This is a genomic window from Falsigemmobacter intermedius (assembly GCF_004054105.1).
GTDB classification, from domain to species: domain Bacteria; phylum Pseudomonadota; class Alphaproteobacteria; order Rhodobacterales; family Rhodobacteraceae; genus Wagnerdoeblera; species Wagnerdoeblera intermedia.
Genome location: NZ_SBLC01000014.1, coordinates 12,822 through 35,962 on the forward strand (window position 1 = coordinate 12,822; position 23,141 = coordinate 35,962).

The following is a 23,141-nucleotide window of genomic DNA, read 5'->3' on the forward strand; positions in this document are numbered from 1 at the left end:
GAAGGCGTTACTTTGCGTCCGTGTCGGCTTTGCCGCGGGTCTCAACGATCTCGTCGATCAGACCCCAGGCTTTTGCCTCTTCGGCCGACATGAAGTTGTCGCGCTCAAGGCCGGCTTCAATCACATCATAGCTGTTGCCGGTGTGTTTGACGTAAATCTCATTCAGGCGGCGCTTGAGTTTTTCGGTCTCGCGGGCGTGGATCATGATATCCGTCGCCTGGCCCTGATAGCCACCCGAGGGCTGGTGCACCATGACACGGCTGTTGGGCAGCGAGAAGCGCATGCCCGGCTCACCCGCGGTCAGCAAAAGCGAGCCCATCGAAGCCGCCTGGCCGACCACCAGGGTCGAGACCTTCGGCTTGATGTACTGCATGGTGTCATAGATCGACAGACCCGAGGTCACGACACCGCCGGGGCTGTTGATATACATGCTGATTTCTTTATTCGGATTTTCCGCTTCCAGAAACAGCAGCTGCGCCACGATCAGCGTCGACATGCCGTCATGCACGGGGCCCGACAGAAAGATGATCCGCTCCTTCAGCAGGCGCGAGAAGATGTCATAGGCCCGCTCACCACGGCTGGTCTGCTCAACCACCATAGGCACGAGGGTGTTCATATAGAAGTCTGCCGGATCGCGCATCTTTACCCGCCTCTGATTTCATGGGCTGTGGATTACCCCTCACAGGGTTTTGCCACAGCACTCTTGTCAGAGTCTTAGTATCGCGTCCGCCCCCCCGCAAGGGGCGCAGGGAAATTGCGGGCCCCTGGCGGGGTCTTTACACCCGGTCACTGCGGCGGGGCCGCAACAAAGCACAGGCATCACAGAGGGGTTCAATCTGCCCTCTTGCAGGGCCTGCCGCCCGGGCCTAGCGTCCCCGTCATGAGCCAGACCGCACCCCATACCCCCGCCCCCGATGACCGGCTTGCCCGGCAGAACGTCTATGTGCTGGTCGCGGCTCAGGCCGTGCTGGGTGCACAGATGCCGATGATCTTCACCATTGCAGGTCTTGCCGGTCAGTCGCTGGCCGCCAACCCCTGCTGGGCGACGCTGCCGATTTCGGCCACGGTGATCGGCTCGATGCTGTCAGCCACGCCCCTGTCGTCACTGATGCAAAAGCACGGTCGCCGCGCGGGCTTTGTGGCCGGGGCGATCGGGGGTATGATCGGCGCGATCCTGGGCGCAATCGCGCTTTATATCCAAAGCTTTCCGCTCTTTGTGCTCGGCGCGCTTTTCACCGGCAGCTATATGAGCGCCCAGGGCTTCTACCGCTTCGCCGCCACCGACACCGCCTCAGAGGCCTTCCGCCCAAAGGCGATCTCCTGGGTCATGGCGGGGGGGCTGCTCTCGGCCCTTCTGGGCCCGCAGCTGGTGAAACTGACGGCAGAGGCCTTCGTTTTCCCCTTCCTCGGCACCTATCTCGCGGTCATCGGCCTGAACCTTGTGGGCGTCTTTCTCTTTGCCGGACTGAAGATCCCCAGGCCCCCTGCCCCGGTCCCCGGCGCCTTCCAGGGACGCAGCCGGATGGAGCTTCTGAAAACCCCGGCCATCGCGGTTTCCGTGATCTGTGCCACGGTCTCTTACGCCCTGATGAACCTCATCATGACCTCCTCGCCGCTGGCGGTGGTCGGCTGCGGGTTTGAGACCTCAGATGCGGCCAATGTGGTCACCGCCCATGTGCTGGCGATGTATGCGCCCTCCTTCTTCACCGGCCATATCATCGCGCGTTTTGGCGCGACGCGGGTGGTGGGGCTGGGCCTTGTGATCCTGGCCGCCGCCGGAGCCGTGGCCATGAGCGGTGTGGAGCTGGAGAACTTCTTCCTCGCGCTGATCCTGCTGGGTCTGGGATGGAACTTCGGATTTGTCGGCGCGACGGCCATGCTGACCGCGCAGCACAGCCCGGCAGAGCGGGGCCGGATGCAGGGGCTGAACGATCTGATCGTCTTTGGCGGCGTGACCATGGCCAGCTTCTCCTCGGGCGGGCTGATGAACTGCTCCGGGGGCTCGGTTGAAGAGGGCTGGCAGGCGGTGAATATGGCCATGCTGCCCTTCCTGGTGCTGGCAGGCGGCGCGCTGATCTGGCTGATGTCTCAGCCCAAAGCCGGGACGCGCTGACGCGGAAAGCCCCGCCTTATCAGAGACTTCTAAATTTTCGCCCGCCGTCATTTTTTCTCTTGCAGAGCGCGGCGGGCGGACGTAAATACCCCCTCACAGAGAGCGGGCGTAGCTCAGGGGTAGAGCATAACCTTGCCAAGGTTAGGGTCGGGCGTTCGAATCGCCTCGCCCGCTCCAGTTTAAAAAAGCCATCCTTCGGGATGGCTTTTTTAATTTCTGTCCGGCGTTTTACTGTTTTGAAAGACATCCGCCCCAGACTGCCCTGATCCATCCGGAGGAGGACAGATATGGGTGTCAGCTTAAGTCTTCTCTTTGTGATGGCTCTGATCATGGCCGCGGATATGATCCCCCGTATGGAGATCATATGCCGGCTCACCAGACCAAAAGGCGGGGCCTGTGAGACTGCAGTTTTCGCGTCTCACTGCCCCTTGGCCTGGCCATTAAAAAAGGCTGCACAGCCGCGCCTTTGGCCCGGAGCCTCTGCGCAAGCGTGCAGCCTGATCAGCATGCCCCGCTCAGCGGGCATCCTCCAGGATCATCTTCGCGGCCTTCTCGGCAATCATCAGGGTCGGCGAATTGGTATTGCCTGAGGTGATGACCGGCATCACCGAAGCATCCGCGATGCGCAGGCGGCCAAGAGCTTTCATCCGCAGGCGGGCATCGACCACTGCGCCCTCATCCGCGCCCATGCGGCAGGTACCGGCAGGGTGGAAGATGGTGGTGCCGATATCACGCGCGGCGCGGCGCAGATCCTCTTCCGAGGTGTAATCCGGACCGGGCTTGAACTCTTCCGGGCTGTAGCGGGCGAAAGCAGGCTGTGCCGCAATCTCGCGCGTCTTCCGGATCGAGCGCGCAGCGACCTCAAGATCGCCTTCGGTCGAAAGGTAATTCGGCCGGATCGAGGGGGCTTCACGGAAGTCAGCGGATTTGATGTGAATGCTGCCCCGGCTTTCGGGCCGCAGGTTACAGACACTCGCCGTGATCGCCGGGAATTTATGCACCGGATCGCCGAATTTATCGAGGCTGACGGGCTGGACGTGCCATTCCAGATCCGGCGTTTCCTTCTCAGGGCCGGAGCGGGTGAAAATCCCGAGCTGGCTGGGGGCCATCGACATCGGGCCGGAGCGCCTGAACAGATATTCCGCCCCGATCATGGCCTTACCGATAAGGCTCGAGGCTTTCTCGTTCAGCGTGCCAACGCCTTTAACCTTATAGATCAGCCGCAGTTGCAGGTGATCCTGCAGGTTCTCGCCCACGCCTGCGACCTCTGCCACCTGCTGAACACCCGCAGCAGCCAGAACATCGCCGCGCCCGACGCCCGACAGCTCAAGCAGTTGCGGGGTGCCGACGGCGCCCGCGCAAAGCACCGTCTCGCGCCGGGCAAGGGCTGCCATCTCCTGGCCGCCGACGGTCCAGCGCACGCCCTGAACCTCGCCACCTTCAATGATCAGCCGCCCGGCCTGGGCGCCGGTCACCACCTTCAGATTGCTGCGCCCCGTCACCGGATGCAGAAACGCCTTTGACGCATTCCAGCGAATACCCCGGCGCTGATTGACCTCAAAGTAACCGGCCCCCTCATTGGTGCCTTTGTTGAAGTCATCAGTCGCGGGAATCCCGGCCTGCAGCGCCGCATCGCGGAAGGCATCCAGCACCGGCCAGTGCAGACGGGCCTTCTCCACCCGCCATTCACCGCCCGAGCCATGCAGATCCGTGCCGCCTTTGTAGTGATCTTCCATGCCCTTAAAGAGCGGCAGAACATCGTCCCAGCCCCAGCCGGTGCAGCCCATCTGCGCCCAGGTGTCATAATCCTGCGCCTGACCGCGCATATAGATCATGCCGTTGATCGAGGAGCAGCCGCCCAGCACCTTGCCGCGCGGATAGATCAGGCTGCGCCCGTTCAGGCCTTCTTCCGCTTCGGTCCGGAAGCGCCAGTCGGTGCGGGGATTGTCGATGCAATAAAGATAGCCGACCGGAATATGGATCCAGTGGTAATTGTCTTTACCGCCCGCCTCCAGCAGCAGCACCCGATTGCGCGGATCTGCCGAAAGGCGATTGGCCATGACGCAGCCAGCGCTGCCCGCGCCGACAATGATATAGTCGAAGGTTTCCATGGCCTCTCCCGTCGTGCTGTTCAGATCCGTTCAGAATCTCTGATGCGGCGCTCTGATCCCCTTCCGCAACAGAGCCGGAGTTTCCGGCGCGAAGCCCATTGGCACAAGGGGGCAGACGTGAAACTCTGCGCACAGCAACTGAACGAAAATGAACAGACATGGACCACTTCAACTGGGATGACCTGCGGTTCTTCCTTGCCCTGGCCCGCGACGGGCAGCTCAGCGGCGCGGCCCGCGCGCTTGGCACCTCTCATGTCACCGTGGCACGGCGCATCGAACGGCTGGAAGAGGGCCTTGGGCAGCGGCTTTTTGAGCGCTCGGCCAGAGGCTATGGCCTCACCACCTCAGGGCGGCGGCTGATCGCTCAGGCAGAAAAGATGGAAGAGGCCTCTGCCCTTGTCAGCCCGGAAGAATCCCGCGATCCGGGACTGTCCGGTGTGCTGCGCATGGCGGTGCCGGAAGGGTTCGGCGCCTTTTTCAGCGACCAGCTTCTCGGGCGGTTTCTGGAGCGGTTTCCGCGGCTTACCCTCGATCTCATCACCCTGACGCAGGTGTTGTCCCTCTCACGCCGCGAGGCGGATGTGACCATAACGCTCGACCCGGTGCAGCGGGGCGGCTGGCAGTCTGAGAAGCTCTGCGACTATGCGCTGGCGCTTTACGGCGCGGCAGATCTTCTGGCCGCCAAGGGTCAGCCTGAAAGCGCTGAGGCCCTGAACGACCTGCCGTTTGTCGGTTACATCGAAGAGATGCTGATCACCCCGGCGCTGGATTACCTCGACGAATTGCGCCCCGGTCTGCGCCCGGTGTTTCGCAGTGCCAGCATCTTCAACCAGGCCATGGCCGCGCAGCGCGGTCTGGGGCTGGCAGTGCTGCCCTGTTATGTGGCGCGCGGCACGCCGGGGCTGGTGCCGGTTCTGGACGATCAGATCCGGCTCAGGCGCAGCTACTGGCTGACTGCGCACCGCGATCACATCGGCACGCGCCGGCTGCGTGTGGTGCGCAACTGGCTGCTGAGCGAACTTGCCGCAAGCCAGCAGCAGCTGCTCTGAGGGTTAATCCTGCGCGGTGCCCTGACGCTCCGCACGCGGGCGCGGCGGGGCTTCGGACTTTTTCACCGCAACCTCCAGACGCTCGGCAAAGGCGCGGCGGCGGGCGTCGTCCATGGCAATGACGTGATCGCGGATCAGCTCATTGCCCAGGGACATCCGGTCCATGGCGCGGGCCGTGATCCGGTCGGTGATCTCAGCAAAAGCCAAAGCGTCGAAGGGGACTTTCTGCAAAACCTCAAGCAGCGCGCGGCGATCGGCCATCTCAGCCTGACGCAGGCCCCGGAAATCCATGCCCCGGGCCTCGAAGGCCTGGCGCAGGGCGCGGTGATCTTCGCGCTCCAGCCCCGCCGCCCATTGACCAAAGCCCAGACGCCGCTCCGCCTGCGGCGGCTCGGGCGGCGGGCCGGAGTGGCGCAGCCAGGTGCCCAGACCCACCCCCGCCACCAGCACATTGGCCGCGAGCGACAGCGTCAGGATCCAGGTCCGCGCCCGAAGGCGCGAAGCACGAGGGGTATTCAATGGCTCAGTCATCGCGGTCTTCCGTCCCCAGATCCAGCCCCAACTCCTGCGCCCAGACATCCGGGCCATCGGGCAGAAGTTCAATCGTTTCAATAAATTCAGCGTCGATATCACCGGCAATGCCAAGGCTTACGGGCTGAACCAGCCCCATCCAGACACCAGCCACAGCCGCCAGGGCAATACCCGCGAGCTGACCGGCATAAAGGCCGCCGCCAAACAGCCCCGCGAAAAAGCCCGCGATCCGGCCCCGTCCGGGACGGGCGGGCGCAGCCGCCAGCGGCGCTGCGCGGGGCTGCAATTCGGCGGCGCGCTGCAGGACCTGATCCGTCAGCGCCTCAGGCACCCTTTCAGGCTGCGCCCGGGCGGCGATGAAAAAGGCATCAAGGAAAGCATCCTCATCGTGATCTCTCAGCGATTTATCAGCGGTCATCTTCATACCCCAGTTCCTGCTTCTGCCCCGACAAAAGGGCGCTCAATGCACGCTTTCCGCGCGCCGTCAGACTTTCCACCGCCTCAACCCCGATCGCCATGACCTCGGCGATTTCGGGATTGCTCAGCCCTTCAAGGTGGCGCAGCACCACGGCCTGGCGCTGCCGTTCGGGCAGTTTCTGCAGCGCAGCCTCAAGGGCGGCCGCGCGGTTGGCCTCGACCATCTGCTGGAGGGCCGAGGGCGCGTCATCCTCAGGCTCGGGGGCATCTTCAAGCGCCACGCCGCCCCGCCTGCGCCGCAGCCGGTCGGTGCAGAGGTTCGCCGTCACCCGCCAGAGCCAGGTCGAGACCTGCGCCTCTCCCGAGCGCCACTCAGGCGCGATCCGCCAGAGCCGCACCATGGCCTCCTGGGCCACATCCTGCGCCTCATCGCCATCGCCGAGCATCCGCCGCCCATAGGCCAGAACCCGGGGCAGAAAGCGCCGCGCCAGCTCGCGTGCCGCCTGATCGTCGCCATTGGCATAGAGACGCAGCAGCGCCTCTTCGGAGGCCGGGCCAAGATCAGAATCCAACGCCATTTTCCCTGCGCATACCGTTACAAAGCGAAAGGCAAGGCCCCCCGGCGAAGCTCAGCGCCCCGCCGGGGGAACCTGTCAGTTCCCGGCCGGTTTGTCAGCCCCCGCCTCCGGGGCAGCTTCCGGGCGCGGTCCGCGCGGGCCACGCTCGCCCTCAGGACCGTGGTGGCCGTGGTGACCCTTTGCGCCATGGCGCGGGCCGCGCTCCATCCGCTTTTTCGCGGCCTCAAGCTCCTCGGCGCTCAGCACGCCGTCTTTGTCGGCATCAAGGCGCTCAAAGAAGTTCGCGTGGAAATCCCCGCCCATCGGGCCCATGGCTTTGCCGCGCGGGCCGTGGCCTTTGCCGCCTTTGGGACCAGGCCGTCCCTCAGGGGGGGCCATCATGGCCTCAGCGGCCGAGATTTTGCCGTCGCCATCGGTGTCGAGACGATTGAAGCGACGCTCCGCCATAGCCTCGGCGCGTTTGGTGGCGCGGGCCACTGCATCGGCCTTCATCTCTTCGAGCGTGACAAAGCCGTCCTGATCGGGATCCATAGCCTTGAGGCGCTCAAGGCGGGGGGCATCCCATTCCGCGCGGGTGATGCGGCCGTCCCCATCGGTGTCGAGCTGCATCAGCGGGGCCGGGCGCTTTGCCGGTGCCGCGCCTGCGTCCTGTGCGCTGACAGCGCCGGTTGCAAGCACGAGGGCCAGAACCGAAGCGAGAGCCGGTGCCACCGGGCGAAGGGTCTTGCTGATCATTTCCGTCTCCTTTTCCTCCGGGCTCATTGCCCGTCGATATCAGTCAAACGCGGCCCGGACGGCTTTCCGTCGAAACTGTCGTAAAAAAATTTGCAGGGGGCGTCAGAACAGCTTTTCCGCCGCGAAAGGGATGCAGGAAGAACGCAAGGACCATCTGCCCGGAAAACAGGCTATTGCGGCACCTTGCCGCAGTCTGGCACAAGCAGGATGCGCTATGCCTTCGGGCAACCCATATGCGTTCAGGACCTGAGGGAAAGGCATTACCATGAGCCAGTCAGTCACCACCGCGATCGTCGACGACCGCCCGATGTGGCCCGCCATGAAAAAGGGCTATCTGCGTCGCTGCCCGCATTGCGGCGAGGGGGCGCTCTTTGACGGCTATCTTAAGGTGAACACCGCCTGTTCGGAGTGTGGTGAGGAATTCTACCATCACCGCGCCGATGACGGCCCGGCCTATCTGACCATCGTTCTGGTCGGCAAAATCCTCGGGCCGCTGCTTTATGTGGCTTTCACCAAGTATCGCCCCGATCCGGTCATGCTCTCGGTCCTCTTCTCGGTGGCCGCTGTTGCGATGTCGCTTTATTTCCTGCCGCGTCTGAAAGGCGCGCTGATCGGGGTCCAGTGGTCGCGGCGCATGCACGGCTTTGGCCGCGTCAGCGCGCGCTGAAGCGTCATCAGGGGGGAAAGGGAGAGCATGACTGAGGATAAAAGCCGCCTGCGCGACGCCGCAACGATCATTCTGTCGCGCGAGGGCCGTGAAGGACCTGAGGTTCTGATGGGTCAGCGCGGTGCGGCTGCGGCTTTTATGCCCAATAAGTTCGTCTTTCCCGGCGGTGCCGTGGATCACGGCGATACTTCGGTCCCGCTTGCCCGCCCCCTGAATGCCCGCTGCGAGGCGCTGCTGTCAGCCTATCCGCAGCAGACCACCCTGCCCGGCCTGACGGCCGCTGCCCTCGCCGTCACGGCGGTGCGGGAGCTTTGGGAGGAAACCGGCCTGACGCTTGCACAGCCCGGAGACTGGCCCGATGCACCGGGCGGTGATTGGGAAAAACTTGCCGCACGCGGTCTTTTGCCCGATGCGGCGGGGCTTCAGTTCGTGTTCCGCGCCATCACCCCGCCGGGCCGCCCGCGCCGCTTTGATGCGCGCTTCTTTCTGGCGGATGCCTCGGCGCTTACGGGGGATACCGATGATTTCTCCGACGCCCAGGATGAGCTGTCGCACCTGCAGTGGATCCCGCTGCGACGCGTCCGCTCTTTCGATCTGCCCTTCATCACCGAGGTGGTTCTGGCCGAGATCGGCCATCACCTTGAGGGCCGCAGCCGCGACGAAGGGGTGCCCTTCTTCGACAACTCCGGCCCCGTCCCGCAGTTTCGCCGCATCATTTAAGCGAAAGCCACTCCGGCAATCCGCCGATATCGCGTAGAACCACATCCGCCACCGGTGCCAGATCGGTTTCGGTCGCAATGCCGGTCAGAACCGCCACAGCCGTCATGCCTGCGGCTTCTGCGGCATGAAGATCATGGGTGCTGTCCCCGATCATTGCGACCTCCTCGGGCACAAGGCCGGTGGCCCGGCAAAAGGCCCTGAGCTGCCCTGCCGCCGGTTTGGCGCCAAAGCCTGAATCGCAGCCCGCAACGAAGTCAAAAAATCCGCTGATCCCGCTGCGGCTCAGATGCGCGCGCGCCGGGGCTTCGGCATCATTGGTCGCAACGCCCAGGACATAGCCGCGCGCAATCAGATCACGCAGCAACGGCGCAAGCGGCACCACTTCGGCCAGGGGCACATCCTCGGCCAGCCGGTTCATCCGGTCCACCAGCGGCGCCATCTGCTGCCCCGGCAGGAAGGGCAGCAATAAGGCCGCCACCTCAGCCGGAGTTCCCGCGATCACCGGGCTGAGTGCGCGAAAGTCCAGCGTCTCGCGGCAAAAGCCGATGGCCGCCGCCATCTCGTTCTGACGGGCGGGATCGCCGGGGGCCAGATCCTCCAGAAGCGCCGCGGACCAGGCACTCCAGGTGCGGCGAAAATCAAACAGCGTGCCGTCTTTGTCGAAGATCAGCCCCCGGATGGGCAGAGCGGTCACGTCCAATGCGGTGTCTCCCCGCCCGGCAGCACCTGGCGGGCCTGCCCCGGTGCCGTGGGGGCCACACCGGCGGCTTCCGCAAAGCGCAGCACCCGGTCATCTTCCTGCAGAATGAAGTCGAGAACCGCGCCCAGAAAATGCGCATTGCCTGCCTGTTCACGAAGGTCGCTTTGGCTCGCTCCGGTCGCATTCAAGAAAACCCCGAAGAGTTCATCCTCACTCGCAATCCAGCCAAGCGCTTGAAGCGCAAGCGTTTCCGCCAAGTCCCGTTTCATCTAAAACCCCTGTCGCCGCACATCGGCCGCCCCGGCCCTGCGGGCGCTCCGGCTCCGCGCAACGAATTGTTAACCAATCGGCGGCAAGGTGACCCAAAGGCGGAGCCAAGGCAAGGCTCCGGGGCCCTGAGCGGAGGAAACTGACCCGGATGCTGCGCCGCGTGCTGATCATAGATGAGGTGGCACCGCGCCGGATCCGGCTTCAGGCGGGACTTCAGGCCGCCTGTTATGAGGTGCGCTCCGCCTGCGGTCTGGCGGAAGGGCTGGCACTTCTGCGCGGCCCCCCGGCCGATCTGGTTCTCCTCAGCGGCGGGTTGATCACGGGGCCCTCGGCCTGCGATCTTCTGCGCCGAAGGGCCGGGCAACCTGGCCTGCCGATCCTCGCGCTGCTGCAACAGGGAGAGGGGGAGGCCCGGGTCAGGGTGCTGCTGGCGGGGGCCAGCGAGGTGCTGCCCGAGGATGCATCTGCCCATTTTCAGCTGGCACAGATCCGCAGCTTTCTGCGCCAGAGCAGCGGCCCGCGCGCGCTTTATGACGAGATGCCGGACGGCTTTTGCGAGGCTCCGCCGGGCCTTGAGCGTCCCTCTCTCATCGCTGTTGTGGGCCCCGAAGCCCGGGCAGAATCCTGGTGCCGCAGCCTGCGACCCTTTCTTGCGCCGCATCGCCTGACGCCACTCTCGCGCCGAAGTCTCCTTGAGCGGGAGGATCTTTCCCCCGACGCCCTCCTCCTCTGCGCCGCCCCCGGCGCGGAGGAGGCCCCGGGCCTTCTGGCTGATCTTCTCGCCCGGCGCGGGCCGGCGGCTGCGCCCCTGGTCCGGATCAGCCCCTCAGGCACGGCGGCGCAGGATGCGGCGGCGCTTGATCTTGGGGCGGATGCGGTGCTGCCCGCGGTGGTCACCCCTCTGGAAGCAGCAACCCGGCTGCGCCGGCTGATCGGGCGGCGGCTGCGCAATGAAACGCGGATGCGCCTTTTGCACGACGGGCTGCGCCTTGCCCTAACCGATCCGCTCACCGGCCTCAGCAACCGGCGCCACGCCCTGCCAGCGCTGTCGCGCATGCTGAGAGAGACCGGGCCGGGGGGCACGGACTGCGCGGTGATGCTGCTGGATCTCGACCATTTCAAACAGGTGAATGACACTTTTGGCCATGCCGCAGGCGATGATGTGCTGACCGAAGTGGCCCGCCGCCTGCGCAGCGGCCTTGAGCCGGATGACCTGATCGCGCGCTATGGCGGCGAGGAATTTCTGATCGCCGCAAAGCTTGGCGCGGGCCGCGATCCGCTGGCTCTGGCGGACCATCTGCGCTGCGCCCTTGCCCTGCGGCCGATCCCCCTGCCCGCAGAGCGCCGCTCGCTTCCCGTCACCGCCTCCATCGGCCTGGCGCTGAGCCGCGGTGCCGCCTGTCTGGCCGATGAGATGCTCAAAAGGGCGGACGAGGCTTTGCTGAGCGCGAAACGCCAGGGCCGCAATCAGGTCTGTCTTGCCCGTCAGCTTGCGGCCTGACGGGCCTCTTCGCGCTTTCTTAACGGATGCGGCGCAGACTGACATAGGCGGCTCGGATCTGAAGGATGGATATGCTTGGCCTCGTCAATCGCGCCCTGCGCAGCTTTCTGCGCGATATGCACAGTGACAGCCTCTGGCAGCAGGTGGCGGGGGACTGCGCGCTCGGGCCGGAACCATTTGAGGCACTCCTGCCCTATGAAGATGCCCTCAGCTACGCGATTCTCACCGCCGCTTCTGAGCGGCTGAACCGGCCTGAGGCCGCAATCCTTGAGGATTTCGGACAATGGCTTGTCACCTCACAGACGGGTCTGCCGCTGCGGCGGCTGCTGCGGTTCGGCGGCCGCAGTTTCACCGACTTTCTGTGGTCACTTGAAGAGCTGCCGGACCGCGCGCGCCTTGCTTTTCCGCTGATCCGCCTTCCCGATGTCCGCCTGTCAGAGGGGAGAGAGGCGACTTTTGTGCTGCGCTGCGCAGAGCCCTTCGCCTTCACGCCGATTCTGAAGGGGGTGATCGACGTCATGGCGGATGACTACGGCGCCCTGATCCTGAGCGAGGCAGTCCCCGCCGCCTCCGGCAGGGGTGAGATCCGGGTGCAGCTGCATCTGGACAACTTCACCAACGGACAGCGCTTCGATCTGGCCGGAGAGCGGCTTTGAACCGGATAACACGCCCCCCCTGATGTCCCGGTGGCAGCGATTCAGATCCTGCCTGAGATGCTCGGGCGGCTGATGCCGATGGCGCTGACCCTAGACCGCCGGGGGCGGGTGCGATTTCCTGGCCCGGCCATACCGCGACTGCTGCCCGCGCTGACGGAGGGGGCAGAGTTTTTCGACCTGATCCGGATCAGCCATCCGCAGCAGATCACGACACTCGCCGGACTGCGCGACTGCGGCCCGCGCGGACTGCGTCTGCACAGCCGCGACCGGCCTGAAGCGACGCTGCGCGCGCTGGCGGTCCCGCTGGCCGATGGCGGGGCGCTGGTCAATTTCGCCCTCGGCATCGACCTGCCCCAGGCTGTCCGGCGTCATGACCTCACGGTCGCGGACTTCGCGCCGACAGATCCTGCGATGGAGCTGCTGTTTCTGATCGAAGCCAACAGCCTCGTCACCGCTGAGCTGACCGGACTGACCCGCCGCCTTCAGCGCGCACGCAGAGCCGCGGAAAGCCAGGCGCACAGCGACGCGCTGACCGGGCTTGGCAATCGCCGCGCCGCCGATGACATGCTGGAGGCGCTTCTGGGGGGTGCGGCACCCTTCGGCGTCCTTCACCTCGATCTCGATCACTTCAAAAAGATCAACGACAGCTTCGGACATGCGGCCGGGGACGCTCTGTTGCGGCATGTGGGGCAGATTTTACAGGGCGAAGCCCGCGACAGCGATTTATCCGCCCGGATCGGTGGCGACGAATTTCTGCTTCTGCTGCCGGGGCTGAGCGACAGTGCCGCCCTTTCGCGCCTTGCAGATCGCCTGCTCAGCCGGCTGACCCGTCCGCTGCGCTGGCAGGACCGCCTGCTGACCGCCTCGGCAAGCATCGGCTTTGTGATCGCCCCGCCCGGCGCTACCGCCGCAGGGGTTCTGGCCGTGGTGGATGAGGCGCTTTATCACGCCAAAAGGGCGGGCGGAGGCCGCACCGCCCGCGCTGCCGACCCTGCGAGTGAGGTTGCGGGCCCAAAGACGCCGCCATCGGACTGAGGATCCGATCGCGACGCACGGCTTTTGAGCTGAAGTGTTCTGGCCTGAGCGACTTTAGCCAGGGCCCGGAATATCGCAGCCCTGCCCGGGAGGCTGCACTTCACCTCTCATATGAAATGCCTGCCCCCTGTCATGCGCCCGACAGCAGCGGCCGAAAACGAAAACGGCCCCGCCATCTCTGGCAGGGCCGTCCTGTTCGTCCGGCGAAGGGGATCAGCCTGCGTGAATGCTCGGCGCGTCCAGGGCGCCGAAGCCATAGTGGCGCAGCCAGCGCAGATCGCTTTCAAAGAAGGCGCGCAGATCCGGGATGCCATATTTCAGCATGGCCATCCGGTCGATGCCCATCCCGAAGGCAAAGCCCTGCCATTCGTTGGGATCGATCCCGCCCGCCTGCAGAACTTTCGGGTGCATCATGCCTGAGCCGAGAACTTCCAGCCAGCCATCACCCTCACCCACTTTCAGCTGACCGCCGACCCAGGAGCACTGGATGTCGACTTCCGCCGAAGGCTCGGTGAAGGGGAAATGCGAGGCGCGGAAACGGGTCTTCACCTTGGTGCCGAAATAGGCCGAGAAGAATTCCTCGAGCACCCACTTCAGGTTCGCCATCGAGATGTCACGGTCGATCGCCATGCCCTCAATCTGGTGGAACATCGGGGTATGGGTCTGGTCCATATCCATGCGGTAAACGCGACCCGGCGCGATCACGCGGATCGGCGCGCCCTGGTCGAGCATGGCGCGGATCTGCACCGGCGAGGTATGGGTGCGCAGCACATGCGGCGGACGGGCATCGCCCTCGGCGCGGTGCATGAAGAAGGTGTCATGCTCCTGGCGCGCGGGATGCTCGGGCGCGATGTTCAGCGCATCAAAGTTATACCAGTCGGTCTCAATCTGCGGACCTTCGGCCACGCGGAAGCCCATATCGGCGAAGATGGCCGAGCATTCTTCCATCACCTGGCTGACCGGATGGATGGTGCCCATGCGGCGCGGACGGCCCGGCAGGGTGACGTCGAGCCATTCGGCTTTCAGCCGCTCATCGAGGGCCGCATCGGCGAAAGCGGCTTTGCGCGCGCGCAGCAGAGCGTCGATTTCGTCTTTCAGCTCATTGAGCGATTTGCCGATGGTCTGGCGCTCTTCGGGGCTCATTTTGCCCAGTTCGCGCATCAGAAGGGCCACTTCGCCCTTCTTACCCAGGGCAGCAAGGCGCAGCTCTTCCAGCGCAGCCTCATCGGCGGCCGCACGGATACCCTCCAGATAACGGGCGCGCAGCGTATCAAGCGGGATCATCGGAACCTCTCCAGAAGTGTCGGCTCGTGCTAGCGGCAGGTGCGCCGTTTGTCCAGAACCGCGGGGCGGCTTCGCGCCTGCCGGAGCCGGACCGCGACGAATTTTCCGAAATTTGCAAAACCGTCGCATTGTCATGGAGCTGTTACAAAGCTGCAGCAGAAGCGTCACAGAACCGCATTAGGACAGTCCCCGAGAGGCCGAGACCCGGCCCGGACCCTGAAGGAGCGATCCATGTCCTTTCTGAAGATCTCTGTTTCCGCTTTTGCGATTTCCGCCGTGGCGGCTTCGGCTGCATTTGCCCGTGACAACATTCAGGCCGCAGGCTCCTCGACGGTGCTGCCCTATGCCACCATCGTGGCGGAAGCCTTTGGTGAGAACTTCGACTTTGCGACCCCGGTCGTCGAATCAGGCGGCACCGGCGGCGGCATCAAGCGTTTCTGCGAAGGCACCGGCCCGACCACCGCCGATATCGCCAATGCCTCGCGCCCGATCCGCGACAAGGAACTGGCTGATTGCGCCGCCAATGGCGTGACTGAGGTGATGGAAGTCCGCATCGGCTATGACGGCATCGTCTTTGCCTCGGACATCAATGGCGCGGAATTCGCCTTCACGCCCTCGCAGTGGTTCAACGCCTTGGCTGCGGAAGTGGTCGTCGACGGCAAGCTGGTGCCGAACACCCGCAAGACCTGGAAAGAGGTTGACGCAAGCCTGCCCGACCAGCCGATCCTGGCCTTCGTTCCGGGCACCAAACACGGCACCCGCGAAGTCTTCGAGGAAAAAGTGCTGCACGCCGGCTGCAAAGCCACCGGCGCGGAAGATCTGTTCAAGGCAGCCAAGGGCGATGGCAAAGCCTGCACCCTGCTGCGCACCGATGGCGTCTCGGTCGATATCGACGGCGATTACACCGAGACCCTGGCCCGCGTTGCGGCCAATAAAAACGGCATCGGCATCTTTGGTCTGTCGTTTTATGAAAACAACACCGACAAGCTGCGCGTCGCCACCATCGACGGCGTGACCCCGTCGACCGAGACCATCGCCGATGGCAGCTATCCGGTTTCGCGTCCGCTCTTCTTCTATGTGAAGAAAGCCCATATCGGCGTGATCCCGGGTCTGCAGGAATTCGTCGAATTCTTTGTCTCGGACGATATGGCAGGCCCCGATGGCCCGCTGGCACAATACGGCCTCGTCTCTGACCCCGAGCTGGCGGCCACCCAGGCGGCTGTGGCCGCTCAGGACATCCTGAAAAAATAATCTGACCCAAAGGGCAGCGCGAAATCTCGCGCTGCCCGCCTTTCGCGCGGAGAGACCTATGTCCCCTGGCCTTCTGATCCTCATCATCCTTTGCACCGGGATCGCCGGGCTGGTGCTGGGCCGCCGCCGGGCGCTGCTCGGTGCGCAAAGCTCGGGGCAAAAGCTGCATTCGCTGCCCATGGCCTATGGCCAGTCGGTTTTTCTCTTTGCCACCGTACCTGCGCTTTTGCTGGTCGCAGTCTGGCTCCTGCTGCAGCCGGTCTTCCTCGAAGGCCGGGCTGCCGGCATGATCCCGGCCTCGGATATTCCGGCCGGATCGGGCGTTGCACTGCTGCTTGATGAAGCGCGGCGGATCGCGGGCGGGCTGCCCGCTGCTGCTGCCACCCTGCCCTCTGTGCTGGCTGCGGCCGAGGCGCTGCGGGCAGGCGCGGAAAGTTCCCGCCAGATGCTGAGCCTCGCGGCGCTCGCGCTCTCCCTCGGGGGGGCTGTCTGGGCGTTCTTACGCATCCGCCCCGAAGCCCGCGCGCGCAATCTGGTGGAGCAGTTTATTCTGGCGATGCTGATGGGGGCCTCGCTCATCGCCATTCTGACCACCTTTGCCATCGTCGCCTCGCTGATCTTTGAGACGGTGCATTTTTTCCAGGTCTATGAGGCGCGGGACTTCTTCCTCAGCCTGACCTGGTCGCCGCGCTTTGGCGGTGGCTCGCAACTGGGTCTCTGGCCGCTTCTGTGGGGCACGCTTTACATCTCTTTCATCGCGCTTTTGTTCGCGGTGCCGGTCGGGCTGATGGCGGCGATTTACCTCTCGGAATATGCGGGGCCCCGCATGCGCGCATTGGCCAAGCCGTTGATTGAGATCCTGGCCGGTATTCCGACCATCGTTTACGGGCTTTTTGCGCTGATCACCGTGGGGCCGCTGCTGCGCGATTACCTGGCGCAGCCCATGGGCCTTGGCGACAGTTCCTCCTCGGTGCTGACGGCAGGTCTGGTGATGGGCATCATGCTGATCCCTTTTGTCTCTTCGCTCTCGGATGACATCATCAACGCGGTCCCCCAAGCGATGCGCGACGGCTCTTACGGCCTTGGCGCCACGCAAAGCGAAACCATCCGTCAGGTCGTTCTGCCCGCAGCCCTTCCCGGCGTGGTGGGGGCCGTTCTGCTGGCGGCCAGCCGCGCGATTGGGGAGACGATGATCGTGGTCATGGGGGCGGGTGCAGCCGCAAAACTCGACCTCAACCCCTTTGAGGCGATGACGACCATCACCGTGAAGATCGTGAGCCAGCTGACTGGCGACACCGAATTTGCCAGCCCCGAGACGCTGGTGGCCTTTGCCCTTGGCCTCACGCTTTTCATCTTCACCCTTGGACTGAACATCCTGGCGCTGGTGATCGTGCGCAAATACCGGGAGCAATACGAATGAGCACCCCGTCCTCGCTTTACGTCGCAGATCCGCGCAGCAAAGCCCGTCGCCGCTCAGAGCGCCGCTTTCGCCTGATGGGCCTGGGCGCTGTGGGTCTGGCAGTGGCCGCGCTGATCTTCCTGCTGTCCTCGGTGCTGGGCAATGGCCTCGGGGCCTTCCGTCAGGGCGTCATCACGCTGGATATGACGCTTGATGCGGCCATTATTGCCCCCAAAGGCACCGATCCGGAGGCGCTGCAAAAGGTCACCACCATCGCCTATAAGCGCCTTCTCGACCGGGAGCTTGCGCAGGATCTGGCGGCAAAGGGCCTCGACACCAGCGGGCTGAACGACAAAGCCATCGCGGGGATGCTGTCGCAGGAAGCCCCTGCCGTGCTGCGCCGCCTGGTGCTGGAAGATCCCTCCCTCATCGGGCAGCAGCTCAGTTTTGATGCCCTTGCCAATGGCCGCATCGACGGTTTCCTGAAGGGCCGCGTGACGATGGAAAGCGCGAAGCTCGACAGCAATATCAGCCCGGAGCAGCTGACCCTTGCCACCGCGATGCGTGAGGCAGGCATGCTGAAGCTGAGCTTCAACCCCTCCTTCCTGACCGCGCCCGATGCCTCAGAGCTTCGCCCCGAAGCGGCGGGTCTGGGCGTGGCGATCCTCGGCTCGGCCTATATGATGCTGATCGTTCTGTGCATTTCGGTGCCGCTGGGCGTGGCCGCTTCGATCTATCTCGAGGAATTTGCCCCGCAAAACCGGCTGACCGATCTGATCGAGGTGAATATCTCCAACCTCGCAGCGGTGCCCTCGATCGTCTTCGGGATTCTTGGTCTGGCGATCTTTATCAATTTCGCCGGCATGCCGCAGTCGGCCCCGATCGTGGGCGGTCTGGTGCTGACGCTGATGACGCTGCCGACCATCATCATCTCAACCCGCGCTGCGCTGAAGGCGGTTCCCCCCTCAATCCGCGATGCGGCGCTCGGGGTGGGTGCGTCCAAGATGCAGGCGATCTTTCACCATGTTCTGCCGCTGGCGATGCCGGGCATTCTGACCGGGACCATCATCGGTCTGGCCCAGGCGCTTGGCGAAACCGCGCCGCTTCTGCTGATCGGTATGGTTGCCTTTGTGCGCGACTATCCCGCCGCCCCGCCGGAGGGGTTCTTTGATCCCGCCTCTGCCCTGCCGGTTCAGGTTTACAACTGGACGACCCGGGCAGATCCCGCCTTTATGGAACGCGCATCGGGCGCAATCATTGTCCTGCTGCTGTTCCTGATCGTGATGAATGCCATCGCCATTCTGCTGCGCCGCCGCTTTGAGCGTCGCTGGTAAGGAGCCGCCCCGTGAAAGACATGCGAATTGCGGAGAGAACCGTGGACAGCCAGACCTCTAAGATGACCGCCCGGGGCGTGCAGGTGCATTATGGCACCACCCATGCGCTGAAGGATGTTGATATCGACATCCTCGACAAAACCGTGACCGCCTTCATCGGCCCCTCGGGCTGCGGAAAATCGACCTTCCTGCGCTGCCTGAACCGCATGAACGACACCGTGGCCTCGGCCCGTGTCAGCGGGAAGATTGAGCTTGACGGCGAGGACATCTACGACCGCCGCGTCGATCCGGTGCAGCTGCGTGCACGGGTGGGGATGGTGTTTCAAAAGCCGAACCCTTTCCCGAAATCGATCTACGACAATGTGGCTTACGGGCCGCGCATCCACGGCCTTGCGCGAAGCAAGGCAGAACTCGATGAAATCGTTGAGAAAAGCCTGCGCAAAGCCGCGATCTGGAATGAGGTGAAAGACCGTCTGACCGCGCCCGGCACCGGGCTTTCGGGCGGCCAGCAGCAGCGGTTGTGCATTGCGCGCGCCATTGCCACCTCACCGGAAGTCCTGCTGATGGATGAGCCCTGCTCGGCGCTTGACCCGATTGCCACCGCTCAGGTCGAAGAGCTGATCGATGAGCTGCGCAGCCAGTTTTCGGTGGTGATCGTCACCCACTCGATGCAGCAGGCCGCCCGCGTCAGCCAGCGCACCGCCTTTTTCCATCTTGGCAACCTGGTGGAATATGGTGAGACCGGACAGATCTTTACCAATCCGACCGATCCGCGCACGGAATCCTATATCACCGGACGTATCGGCTGAGACCGCAGAGGGACATCATGGCACATCAACCGCATATTTCCTCGGCCTTTGACCGCGATCTTGAGGCGATCCAGGCGCTTATCATGAAGATGGGCGGGCTGGTTGAGAACGCGATCCTCGACTGCACCCGCGCGCTGGAAACCCGCGACGAAGACCTCGCCCGTGAGGTCATTAAGACCGACAAAGTGATCGACAGCCTTGAGCAGCAGATCAACGAAGAGGCCGCGCGGCTGATCGCACTGCGGGCACCTGCGGCAAAAGACCTGCGCACCGCGCTGACGGTTCTGAAAATCTCGGGCTCGCTGGAGCGGATGGGCGATTACGCGAAAAACATCGCCAAACGCTCCACCGTGCTGTCGCAGACCGCGCCGGTGGGTGATACCTCGGGCACCGCGCGGCGCATGGCGCGTCAGGTGCAGCAGATGCTCTCGGATGCGCTTGATGCCTATATCCGCCAGGATGTGGCGCTCGCCGAAGATGTGCGCAACCGCGACCGCGATGTCGATCAGGTCTATAACGCCCTCTTCCGGGTGCTGCTGACCCATATGCTCGAAGCCCCCTCCAGCATCACCAATGCGATGCATCTGCATTTCATTGCCAAGAACCTTGAGCGGATGGGCGATCACGCCACCGGCATCGCCGAGCAGGTGATCTATCTGGCCACAGGCCAGCTTCCCGATGAGGCGCGGCTGAAGGCGGATAAAACCGCCTATGTCAGCTCGCCCGAAGATCAGAGCTGAGGGACGGGCGGATGAATATACAAAGAAAGCCCGTCGTTCTGCTGGTCGAGGATGAAAGCGCCCAGCGGGAAGTGCTGCACTACAACCTGACCGCAGAAGGCTTCCATGTGGTTGAGGCACTCAACGGCGATGAGGCGCTTCTGAAGGTCGAAGAGGAGGTCCCCGATCTGATCCTCCTCGACTGGATGCTGCCCAATGTCTCCGGCATTGAGGTTTGCAGGCGGATCAAATCCCGGCCCGAGACACGCTCGATCCCGATCATCATGCTGTCCGCACGCTCCGAAGAACTCGACCGCGTGCGCGGACTTGAGACGGGGGCCGATGATTATGTGGTGAAGCCCTATTCGGTGGCGGAGCTGATGGCGCGGCTGCGCACCCAGTTGCGCCGCGTGCGCCCGGCAGCCGCAGGAGAGCGTCTGGTCTGGCAGGATATCCTGCTCGATCCCGAAGAGCACCGCGTCTGGCGCAACGGGCAGCCCCTGACGCTGGGCCCCACCGAATTTCGCCTTCTGGTCACCTTCATGGAGCGGCCAGGCCGGGTTCTGTCACGCGAGCAGCTGCTGGACCGGGTCTGGGGGCGCGACATCTATGTCGACACGCGCACCGTCGATGTGCATGTCGGACGGCTGCGGCGCAATCTGATGAAAGAGGGCGGCCAGGATCCGATCCGCACCGTGCGCGGCGCAGGTTATGCCCTTGGCTGACCGGCGCTGCCCCGCCGCCGCTGCGGCGGGGCCGGGACTGCCCGTTGTAACAGCCTCTGCCATCGTCTAAGGTCGTGAAAAAGCAGGGCAGAGACAGGCCGGACGGCATAAATGACCGCGTTGAAAAAATACGCCCGTCTGGAGACAACGGGCCTCTGGCTTCCCCGTCCCGGAGAGCAGCGGCGCGAGGTGGTGGTCTCCTTCGGTGAGGCCTCCCTGGTGCTCTCGGATCTGGCCACGGGGCTTGCGCTGACGCATTGGTCGCTGGCGGCTTTGCAGCGCCGCAACCCCGGCGAAAAGGTGGCCGTCTATTCCCCCGGTCCCGAAGATGATGCCGAACTGATCGAGATTTCCGAGCCCGCAATGATCGAGGCGATCGAGACCGTGCGCAGCGCCATCACCCGGCGCCGCCCCCGTCGCGGCCGTCTGCGCTTTATCACCACCGGTGTGGTGGCGGCAGGCGTCCTGCTGGCGGGGATCTTCTGGCTGCCCGATGCACTGGTCGCCCATACCACCCGGGTAGTGCCCTTCGTCAAACGCCAGCAGATCGGCACCACGCTTCTCAAAGAGATGACCCGCTTCACCGGAGCGCCCTGTGCATCCCGTGAGGGGCTGGCCGCATTGGACCGTCTGACGACGCGCCTTTTCGGCTCGGGCACAGTGCAGGTGGTGATCCTGCGTGAAGGTCTGGCAGAGGGCGGCAGCGCCAATCTTCCCGGTCGCTTTCTCCTCGTCGATCATCGCCTGATTGAGAATTACGACACGCCCGAAGTGCTGGCAGGCCATCTTCTGGCCGAGAAGCTGCGCACGGATCTGTCCGATCCGCTGGCGCGGGTTCTCAAAGGCAGCGGCCTGACGCCCACGGTGACCCTGCTGGCAACCGGAGATCTGCCCGCAGGCACCCTGCGCAAGCAGGCGGCCGAGCAGCTTCAGGCGCCCCCGGTCTCTCTCACCGATGAGGAGCTTCTGGCCGAATTCAGCCGCGCGCAGGTCTCAGTCACCGCCTATGCGCTGTCCCTGGACCCGACAGCCACGGCGACGCGGGGGCTGATCGAAAAGGACCCTGTCCCCCCGGCCCGCGCCCGGGCGCTGATGCCCGATGCCGAATGGCTGGCGCTGCAGAATGTCTGCAGCCGGTAATCGCTGAGACCCCCTCAGGAGCCCGATAAAAAAGCCGCCCCCGGGGGCGGCTTTTGCACCTGAGGGACCTGTCTGTCAGCGCCGCAGGATGGCGTCCCCATATCCGGCAGCGCGCAGATGGCGCAGCGCCTCTGCTGCCTGCTGCGCAGAGGCGAAGGGGCCTGCGCTGACAACCTGCACGGCTTTGCCGCGCAGCGTGCTGCGGGACACCTGGACCGGAAGACCCATGCCCTGAAGACGCTGAATGGCGCGGCCCGCGTTCTCGCGCTGCGCAAAGCTGCCGATCTGGACGAAACGGCCTGCGGGCGCTGCAGCGACAGGCGCGGTCGCGGGGGCATTGCGGCTGCTGACCCGGCTGTGCGCGGGTTGGGCATCCTCCGCGCGGCGCAGACGCTGCGGCGTCTCTTCGGTCCAGATCTGCGCCATGGCCGCATCCCCGGCAGCCGAGCGCGGCCCGCGATGAGGGTTAAGGCGGTCATCCGACCAGGCCGCCTTATAGCCGGGTGGCGGCGTCATCAGATCGGTGCGCTGCGGATAAGAGACCCGGTAGCCGGTGCCCCCCACCATTGGCGGATCAACATAGCCCTGCCCGCCTGCGCGCTGCGGGGCCTGACCGGACGGCACCCGGGCGGGGGGGCGCGCGGCCGCGCCCGCCGCTCCGGCCGGGCGAATGCCTTCGAGGTCATGCGGTTTGTTCGAGCACATCAGCGTTCTGCGGCCGTCCTGGAGTTCATACCAGACCGCATGGGGCGTCTGGGCCGGGCAGCCGACGCGGCGATCCACCATGGTGGGATGTCCGCCAAGAGTGGCCGGGGGGCGGTTGTTGTCGGCCAGCCGCGCCGGCGCGGGGGCCGCAGCCGGTTTACGCGGCGCTGCGGGGGCCGCGGCCAGCGGGCGCGGCGCGCCATAGGTTACGGGCGGCGGAACATAATCCGCAGCGGCAATCGCCACGCTCCGGGCCGGTGCCGCGACAGAGGTCGAGGTCGGGGCCGATGTCGGGACCGGGCGCGGAGCCACCGGCGCGACCACCGGCGCCGGGGTGGCCGGAACAGCGGCTGCGGTTTCTGCGGGGGCATTCAGCGCGGCGCGGGCCTGCGCCATTTCGGTCAGGCTCGGGGTCTGGCCACAGATCGGGCGGCGCGCGCGGTCGATCCTCGCCACCCAGTTCACCTGTCCACCATGGCCCGCACGCACATAGACGCAACCACGGCTGTCGACATATTGCTGGCCCGCGTAACCCGCAGGCGGTGTCTCGGCCGGAGGACGGCTTTGCGCGGCGGCAGCACCGGCGCAGAGCAGGGTCGCGGTAATTGCGACCGGAAGCGATTTAATAAACATAGACTACCCCCTGGTGTCAGGGGGCAATCATGGCTTTTTACAGGCAGTGAGTAAAGCGG

The 23,141-nt window shown here is 64.6% G+C and carries 24 protein-coding genes and 1 tRNA gene; 15 read left to right on the top strand and 10 right to left on the bottom strand.

The genetic code is table 11. The features are described 5' to 3' along the window. Positions 1–7 precede the first annotated feature (7 nt). Positions 8–640 carry an ATP-dependent Clp protease proteolytic subunit gene (locus tag EP867_RS11145; RefSeq protein ID WP_128489185.1) on the bottom strand — a complete coding sequence of 211 codons (633 nt, stop codon included), beginning with the start codon at positions 638–640 and terminating at the stop codon, positions 8–10. Positions 641–880: 240 nt separating this feature from the next. Here EP867_RS11145 and EP867_RS11150 point away from each other — a divergent pair, with 240 nt between their 5' ends. Together EP867_RS11150 and EP867_RS11155 are read left to right on the top strand one after the other, a co-directional pair. Next, positions 881–2,113 (top strand): MFS transporter, encoded by a 1,233-nt coding sequence (locus EP867_RS11150; protein ID WP_128489187.1) that lies wholly within the window; start codon positions 881–883, stop codon positions 2,111–2,113. A gap of 102 nt (positions 2,114–2,215) precedes the next feature. After that, positions 2,216–2,290: transfer RNA gene (locus tag EP867_RS11155), tRNA-Gly, on the top strand. A 338-nt stretch (positions 2,291–2,628) separates the two neighbouring features. On the opposite strand, the gene EP867_RS11160 is transcribed toward EP867_RS11155, so the two are convergent. Further along, complete coding sequence (locus tag EP867_RS11160; RefSeq protein ID WP_128489189.1) at positions 2,629–4,224, bottom strand: GMC family oxidoreductase; 1,596 nt, start codon at positions 4,222–4,224, stop codon at positions 2,629–2,631. A 158-nt stretch (positions 4,225–4,382) separates the two neighbouring features. Here EP867_RS11160 and EP867_RS11165 point away from each other — a divergent pair, with 158 nt between their 5' ends. Further along, a complete protein-coding gene (locus tag EP867_RS11165; protein WP_128489191.1) occupies positions 4,383–5,273 on the top strand; it encodes a LysR family transcriptional regulator in 891 nt (296 codons plus the stop codon). A 3-nt stretch (positions 5,274–5,276) separates the two neighbouring features. Here the strand turns inward: EP867_RS11165 and EP867_RS11170 are convergent, their stop codons facing one another. The 4 genes from EP867_RS11170 to EP867_RS11185 all read right to left on the bottom strand — a co-directional run bounded on the left by EP867_RS11170 (position 5,277) and on the right by EP867_RS11185 (position 7,534). Beyond that, a complete protein-coding gene (locus tag EP867_RS11170) occupies positions 5,277–5,804 on the bottom strand; it encodes a periplasmic heavy metal sensor (protein WP_164888836.1) in 528 nt (175 codons plus the stop codon). Then, positions 5,797–6,228, bottom strand: a complete 432-nt coding sequence (locus EP867_RS11175) for a hypothetical protein (RefSeq protein ID WP_128489195.1) — start codon at positions 6,226–6,228, stop codon at positions 5,797–5,799. The genes EP867_RS11170 and EP867_RS11175 overlap by 8 nt, the downstream gene beginning before the upstream one ends. Continuing rightward, positions 6,212–6,793 carry an RNA polymerase sigma factor gene (locus EP867_RS11180; RefSeq protein ID WP_380049791.1) on the bottom strand — a complete coding sequence of 194 codons (582 nt, stop codon included), beginning with the start codon at positions 6,791–6,793 and terminating at the stop codon, positions 6,212–6,214. Before EP867_RS11180 ends, EP867_RS11175 begins: the two co-directional genes overlap by 17 nt. An 81-nt stretch (positions 6,794–6,874) precedes the next feature. Further along, positions 6,875–7,534: an EF-hand domain-containing protein gene (locus EP867_RS11185; protein ID WP_164888837.1), complete on the bottom strand. Its 660-nt coding sequence runs from the start codon at positions 7,532–7,534 to the stop codon at positions 6,875–6,877. A gap of 265 nt (positions 7,535–7,799) precedes the next feature. On the opposite strand from EP867_RS11185, the gene EP867_RS11190 reads away from it, so the two are divergent. Together EP867_RS11190 and EP867_RS11195 are read left to right on the top strand one after the other, a co-directional pair. Beyond that, positions 7,800–8,201 (top strand): DUF983 domain-containing protein, encoded by a 402-nt coding sequence (locus EP867_RS11190; protein WP_128489201.1) that lies wholly within the window; start codon positions 7,800–7,802, stop codon positions 8,199–8,201. A 27-nt stretch (positions 8,202–8,228) separates the two neighbouring features. Beyond that, on the top strand, positions 8,229–8,921 hold the full coding sequence (locus EP867_RS11195) for an NUDIX hydrolase (protein ID WP_128489203.1): 693 nt from the start codon (positions 8,229–8,231) through the stop codon (positions 8,919–8,921). Here EP867_RS11195 and EP867_RS11200 read toward each other — a convergent pair. Next, positions 8,914–9,621, bottom strand: a complete 708-nt coding sequence (locus EP867_RS11200; RefSeq protein ID WP_241656894.1) for an HAD family hydrolase — start codon at positions 9,619–9,621, stop codon at positions 8,914–8,916. The genes EP867_RS11195 and EP867_RS11200 overlap by 8 nt on opposite strands. Then, positions 9,612–9,890 (bottom strand): DUF3572 domain-containing protein, encoded by a 279-nt coding sequence (locus tag EP867_RS11205; protein WP_128489205.1) that lies wholly within the window; start codon positions 9,888–9,890, stop codon positions 9,612–9,614. Before EP867_RS11205 ends, EP867_RS11200 begins: the two co-directional genes overlap by 10 nt. Before the next feature lie 149 nt (positions 9,891–10,039). On the opposite strand from EP867_RS11205, the gene EP867_RS11210 reads away from it, so the two are divergent. From EP867_RS11210 to EP867_RS11220, 3 genes are all read left to right on the top strand, one after another. Continuing rightward, a complete protein-coding gene (locus EP867_RS11210; RefSeq protein ID WP_128489207.1) occupies positions 10,040–11,392 on the top strand; it encodes a GGDEF domain-containing protein in 1,353 nt (450 codons plus the stop codon). 65 nt (positions 11,393–11,457) lie between these two features. Then, positions 11,458–12,048, top strand: coding sequence for a heme NO-binding domain-containing protein (locus EP867_RS11215; protein ID WP_128489209.1), 591 nt, complete (start codon positions 11,458–11,460; stop codon positions 12,046–12,048). A 30-nt stretch (positions 12,049–12,078) separates the two neighbouring features. Continuing rightward, the gene (locus EP867_RS11220) at positions 12,079–13,083 is read left to right on the top strand and encodes a GGDEF domain-containing protein (RefSeq protein ID WP_128489211.1); all 1,005 of its coding nucleotides are present in this window, start codon (positions 12,079–12,081) and stop codon (positions 13,081–13,083) included. A 213-nt stretch (positions 13,084–13,296) separates the two neighbouring features. Here EP867_RS11220 and pheS read toward each other — a convergent pair whose 3' ends face one another. Next, positions 13,297–14,367: a phenylalanine--tRNA ligase subunit alpha gene (gene pheS / locus EP867_RS11225; protein ID WP_128489213.1), complete on the bottom strand. Its 1,071-nt coding sequence runs from the start codon at positions 14,365–14,367 to the stop codon at positions 13,297–13,299. Positions 14,368–14,598: 231 nt separating this feature from the next. Between pheS and EP867_RS11230 the strand changes: the two genes are divergently transcribed. The 7 genes from EP867_RS11230 to EP867_RS11260 all read left to right on the top strand — a co-directional run bounded on the left by EP867_RS11230 (position 14,599) and on the right by EP867_RS11260 (position 21,744). Then, positions 14,599–15,618, top strand: a complete 1,020-nt coding sequence (locus tag EP867_RS11230) for a substrate-binding domain-containing protein (protein ID WP_128489215.1) — start codon at positions 14,599–14,601, stop codon at positions 15,616–15,618. Between the two features lie 58 nt (positions 15,619–15,676). Further along, a complete protein-coding gene (pstC, locus tag EP867_RS11235) occupies positions 15,677–17,038 on the top strand; it encodes a phosphate ABC transporter permease subunit PstC (RefSeq protein ID WP_128489217.1) in 1,362 nt (453 codons plus the stop codon). Next, positions 17,035–18,351 carry a phosphate ABC transporter permease PstA gene (pstA, locus tag EP867_RS11240; RefSeq protein WP_128489219.1) on the top strand — a complete coding sequence of 439 codons (1,317 nt, stop codon included), beginning with the start codon at positions 17,035–17,037 and terminating at the stop codon, positions 18,349–18,351. Before pstC ends, pstA begins: the two co-directional genes overlap by 4 nt. Positions 18,352–18,371: 20 nt before the next feature. Next, positions 18,372–19,160: a phosphate ABC transporter ATP-binding protein PstB gene (gene pstB / locus EP867_RS11245; RefSeq protein WP_380049794.1), complete on the top strand. Its 789-nt coding sequence runs from the start codon at positions 18,372–18,374 to the stop codon at positions 19,158–19,160. Between the two features lie 17 nt (positions 19,161–19,177). After that, positions 19,178–19,900, top strand: coding sequence for a phosphate signaling complex protein PhoU (gene phoU / locus EP867_RS11250; RefSeq protein WP_128489223.1), 723 nt, complete (start codon positions 19,178–19,180; stop codon positions 19,898–19,900). An 11-nt stretch (positions 19,901–19,911) separates the two neighbouring features. Continuing rightward, complete coding sequence (gene phoB / locus EP867_RS11255; RefSeq protein WP_128489225.1) at positions 19,912–20,604, top strand: phosphate regulon transcriptional regulator PhoB; 693 nt, start codon at positions 19,912–19,914, stop codon at positions 20,602–20,604. Positions 20,605–20,715: 111 nt separating this feature from the next. Continuing rightward, positions 20,716–21,744, top strand: a complete 1,029-nt coding sequence (locus EP867_RS11260; protein ID WP_128489227.1) for a hypothetical protein — start codon at positions 20,716–20,718, stop codon at positions 21,742–21,744. A 75-nt stretch (positions 21,745–21,819) separates the two neighbouring features. On the opposite strand, the gene EP867_RS11265 is transcribed toward EP867_RS11260, so the two are convergent. Further along, the gene (locus EP867_RS11265; RefSeq protein ID WP_128489229.1) at positions 21,820–23,082 is read right to left on the bottom strand and encodes an SPOR domain-containing protein; all 1,263 of its coding nucleotides are present in this window, start codon (positions 23,080–23,082) and stop codon (positions 21,820–21,822) included. Positions 23,083–23,141: the final 59 nt, after the last annotated feature.

Coding starts and splice junctions, on each gene's coding strand:
- EP867_RS11145 (WP_128489185.1), bottom strand. CDS start 640: ATGCGCGATCCGGCAGACTTCTATATGAACACCCTCGTGCCTATGGTG.
- EP867_RS11150 (WP_128489187.1), top strand. CDS start 881: ATGAGCCAGACCGCACCCCATACCCCCGCCCCCGATGACCGGCTTGCC.
- EP867_RS11160 (WP_128489189.1), bottom strand. CDS start 4,224: ATGGAAACCTTCGACTATATCATTGTCGGCGCGGGCAGCGCTGGCTGC.
- EP867_RS11165 (WP_128489191.1), top strand. CDS start 4,383: ATGGACCACTTCAACTGGGATGACCTGCGGTTCTTCCTTGCCCTGGCC.
- EP867_RS11170 (WP_164888836.1), bottom strand. CDS start 5,804: ATGACTGAGCCATTGAATACCCCTCGTGCTTCGCGCCTTCGGGCGCGG.
- EP867_RS11175 (WP_128489195.1), bottom strand. CDS start 6,228: ATGAAGATGACCGCTGATAAATCGCTGAGAGATCACGATGAGGATGCT.
- EP867_RS11185 (WP_164888837.1), bottom strand. CDS start 7,534: ATGATCAGCAAGACCCTTCGCCCGGTGGCACCGGCTCTCGCTTCGGTT.
- EP867_RS11190 (WP_128489201.1), top strand. CDS start 7,800: ATGAGCCAGTCAGTCACCACCGCGATCGTCGACGACCGCCCGATGTGG.
- EP867_RS11195 (WP_128489203.1), top strand. CDS start 8,229: ATGACTGAGGATAAAAGCCGCCTGCGCGACGCCGCAACGATCATTCTG.
- EP867_RS11205 (WP_128489205.1), bottom strand. CDS start 9,890: ATGAAACGGGACTTGGCGGAAACGCTTGCGCTTCAAGCGCTTGGCTGG.
- EP867_RS11210 (WP_128489207.1), top strand. CDS start 10,040: ATGCTGCGCCGCGTGCTGATCATAGATGAGGTGGCACCGCGCCGGATC.
- EP867_RS11215 (WP_128489209.1), top strand. CDS start 11,458: ATGGATATGCTTGGCCTCGTCAATCGCGCCCTGCGCAGCTTTCTGCGC.
- pheS (WP_128489213.1), bottom strand. CDS start 14,367: ATGATCCCGCTTGATACGCTGCGCGCCCGTTATCTGGAGGGTATCCGT.
- EP867_RS11230 (WP_128489215.1), top strand. CDS start 14,599: ATGTCCTTTCTGAAGATCTCTGTTTCCGCTTTTGCGATTTCCGCCGTG.
- pstC (WP_128489217.1), top strand. CDS start 15,677: ATGTCCCCTGGCCTTCTGATCCTCATCATCCTTTGCACCGGGATCGCC.
- pstA (WP_128489219.1), top strand. CDS start 17,035: ATGAGCACCCCGTCCTCGCTTTACGTCGCAGATCCGCGCAGCAAAGCC.
- pstB (WP_380049794.1), top strand. CDS start 18,372: ATGCGAATTGCGGAGAGAACCGTGGACAGCCAGACCTCTAAGATGACC.
- phoU (WP_128489223.1), top strand. CDS start 19,178: ATGGCACATCAACCGCATATTTCCTCGGCCTTTGACCGCGATCTTGAG.
- phoB (WP_128489225.1), top strand. CDS start 19,912: ATGAATATACAAAGAAAGCCCGTCGTTCTGCTGGTCGAGGATGAAAGC.
- EP867_RS11260 (WP_128489227.1), top strand. CDS start 20,716: ATGACCGCGTTGAAAAAATACGCCCGTCTGGAGACAACGGGCCTCTGG.
- EP867_RS11265 (WP_128489229.1), bottom strand. CDS start 23,082: ATGTTTATTAAATCGCTTCCGGTCGCAATTACCGCGACCCTGCTCTGC.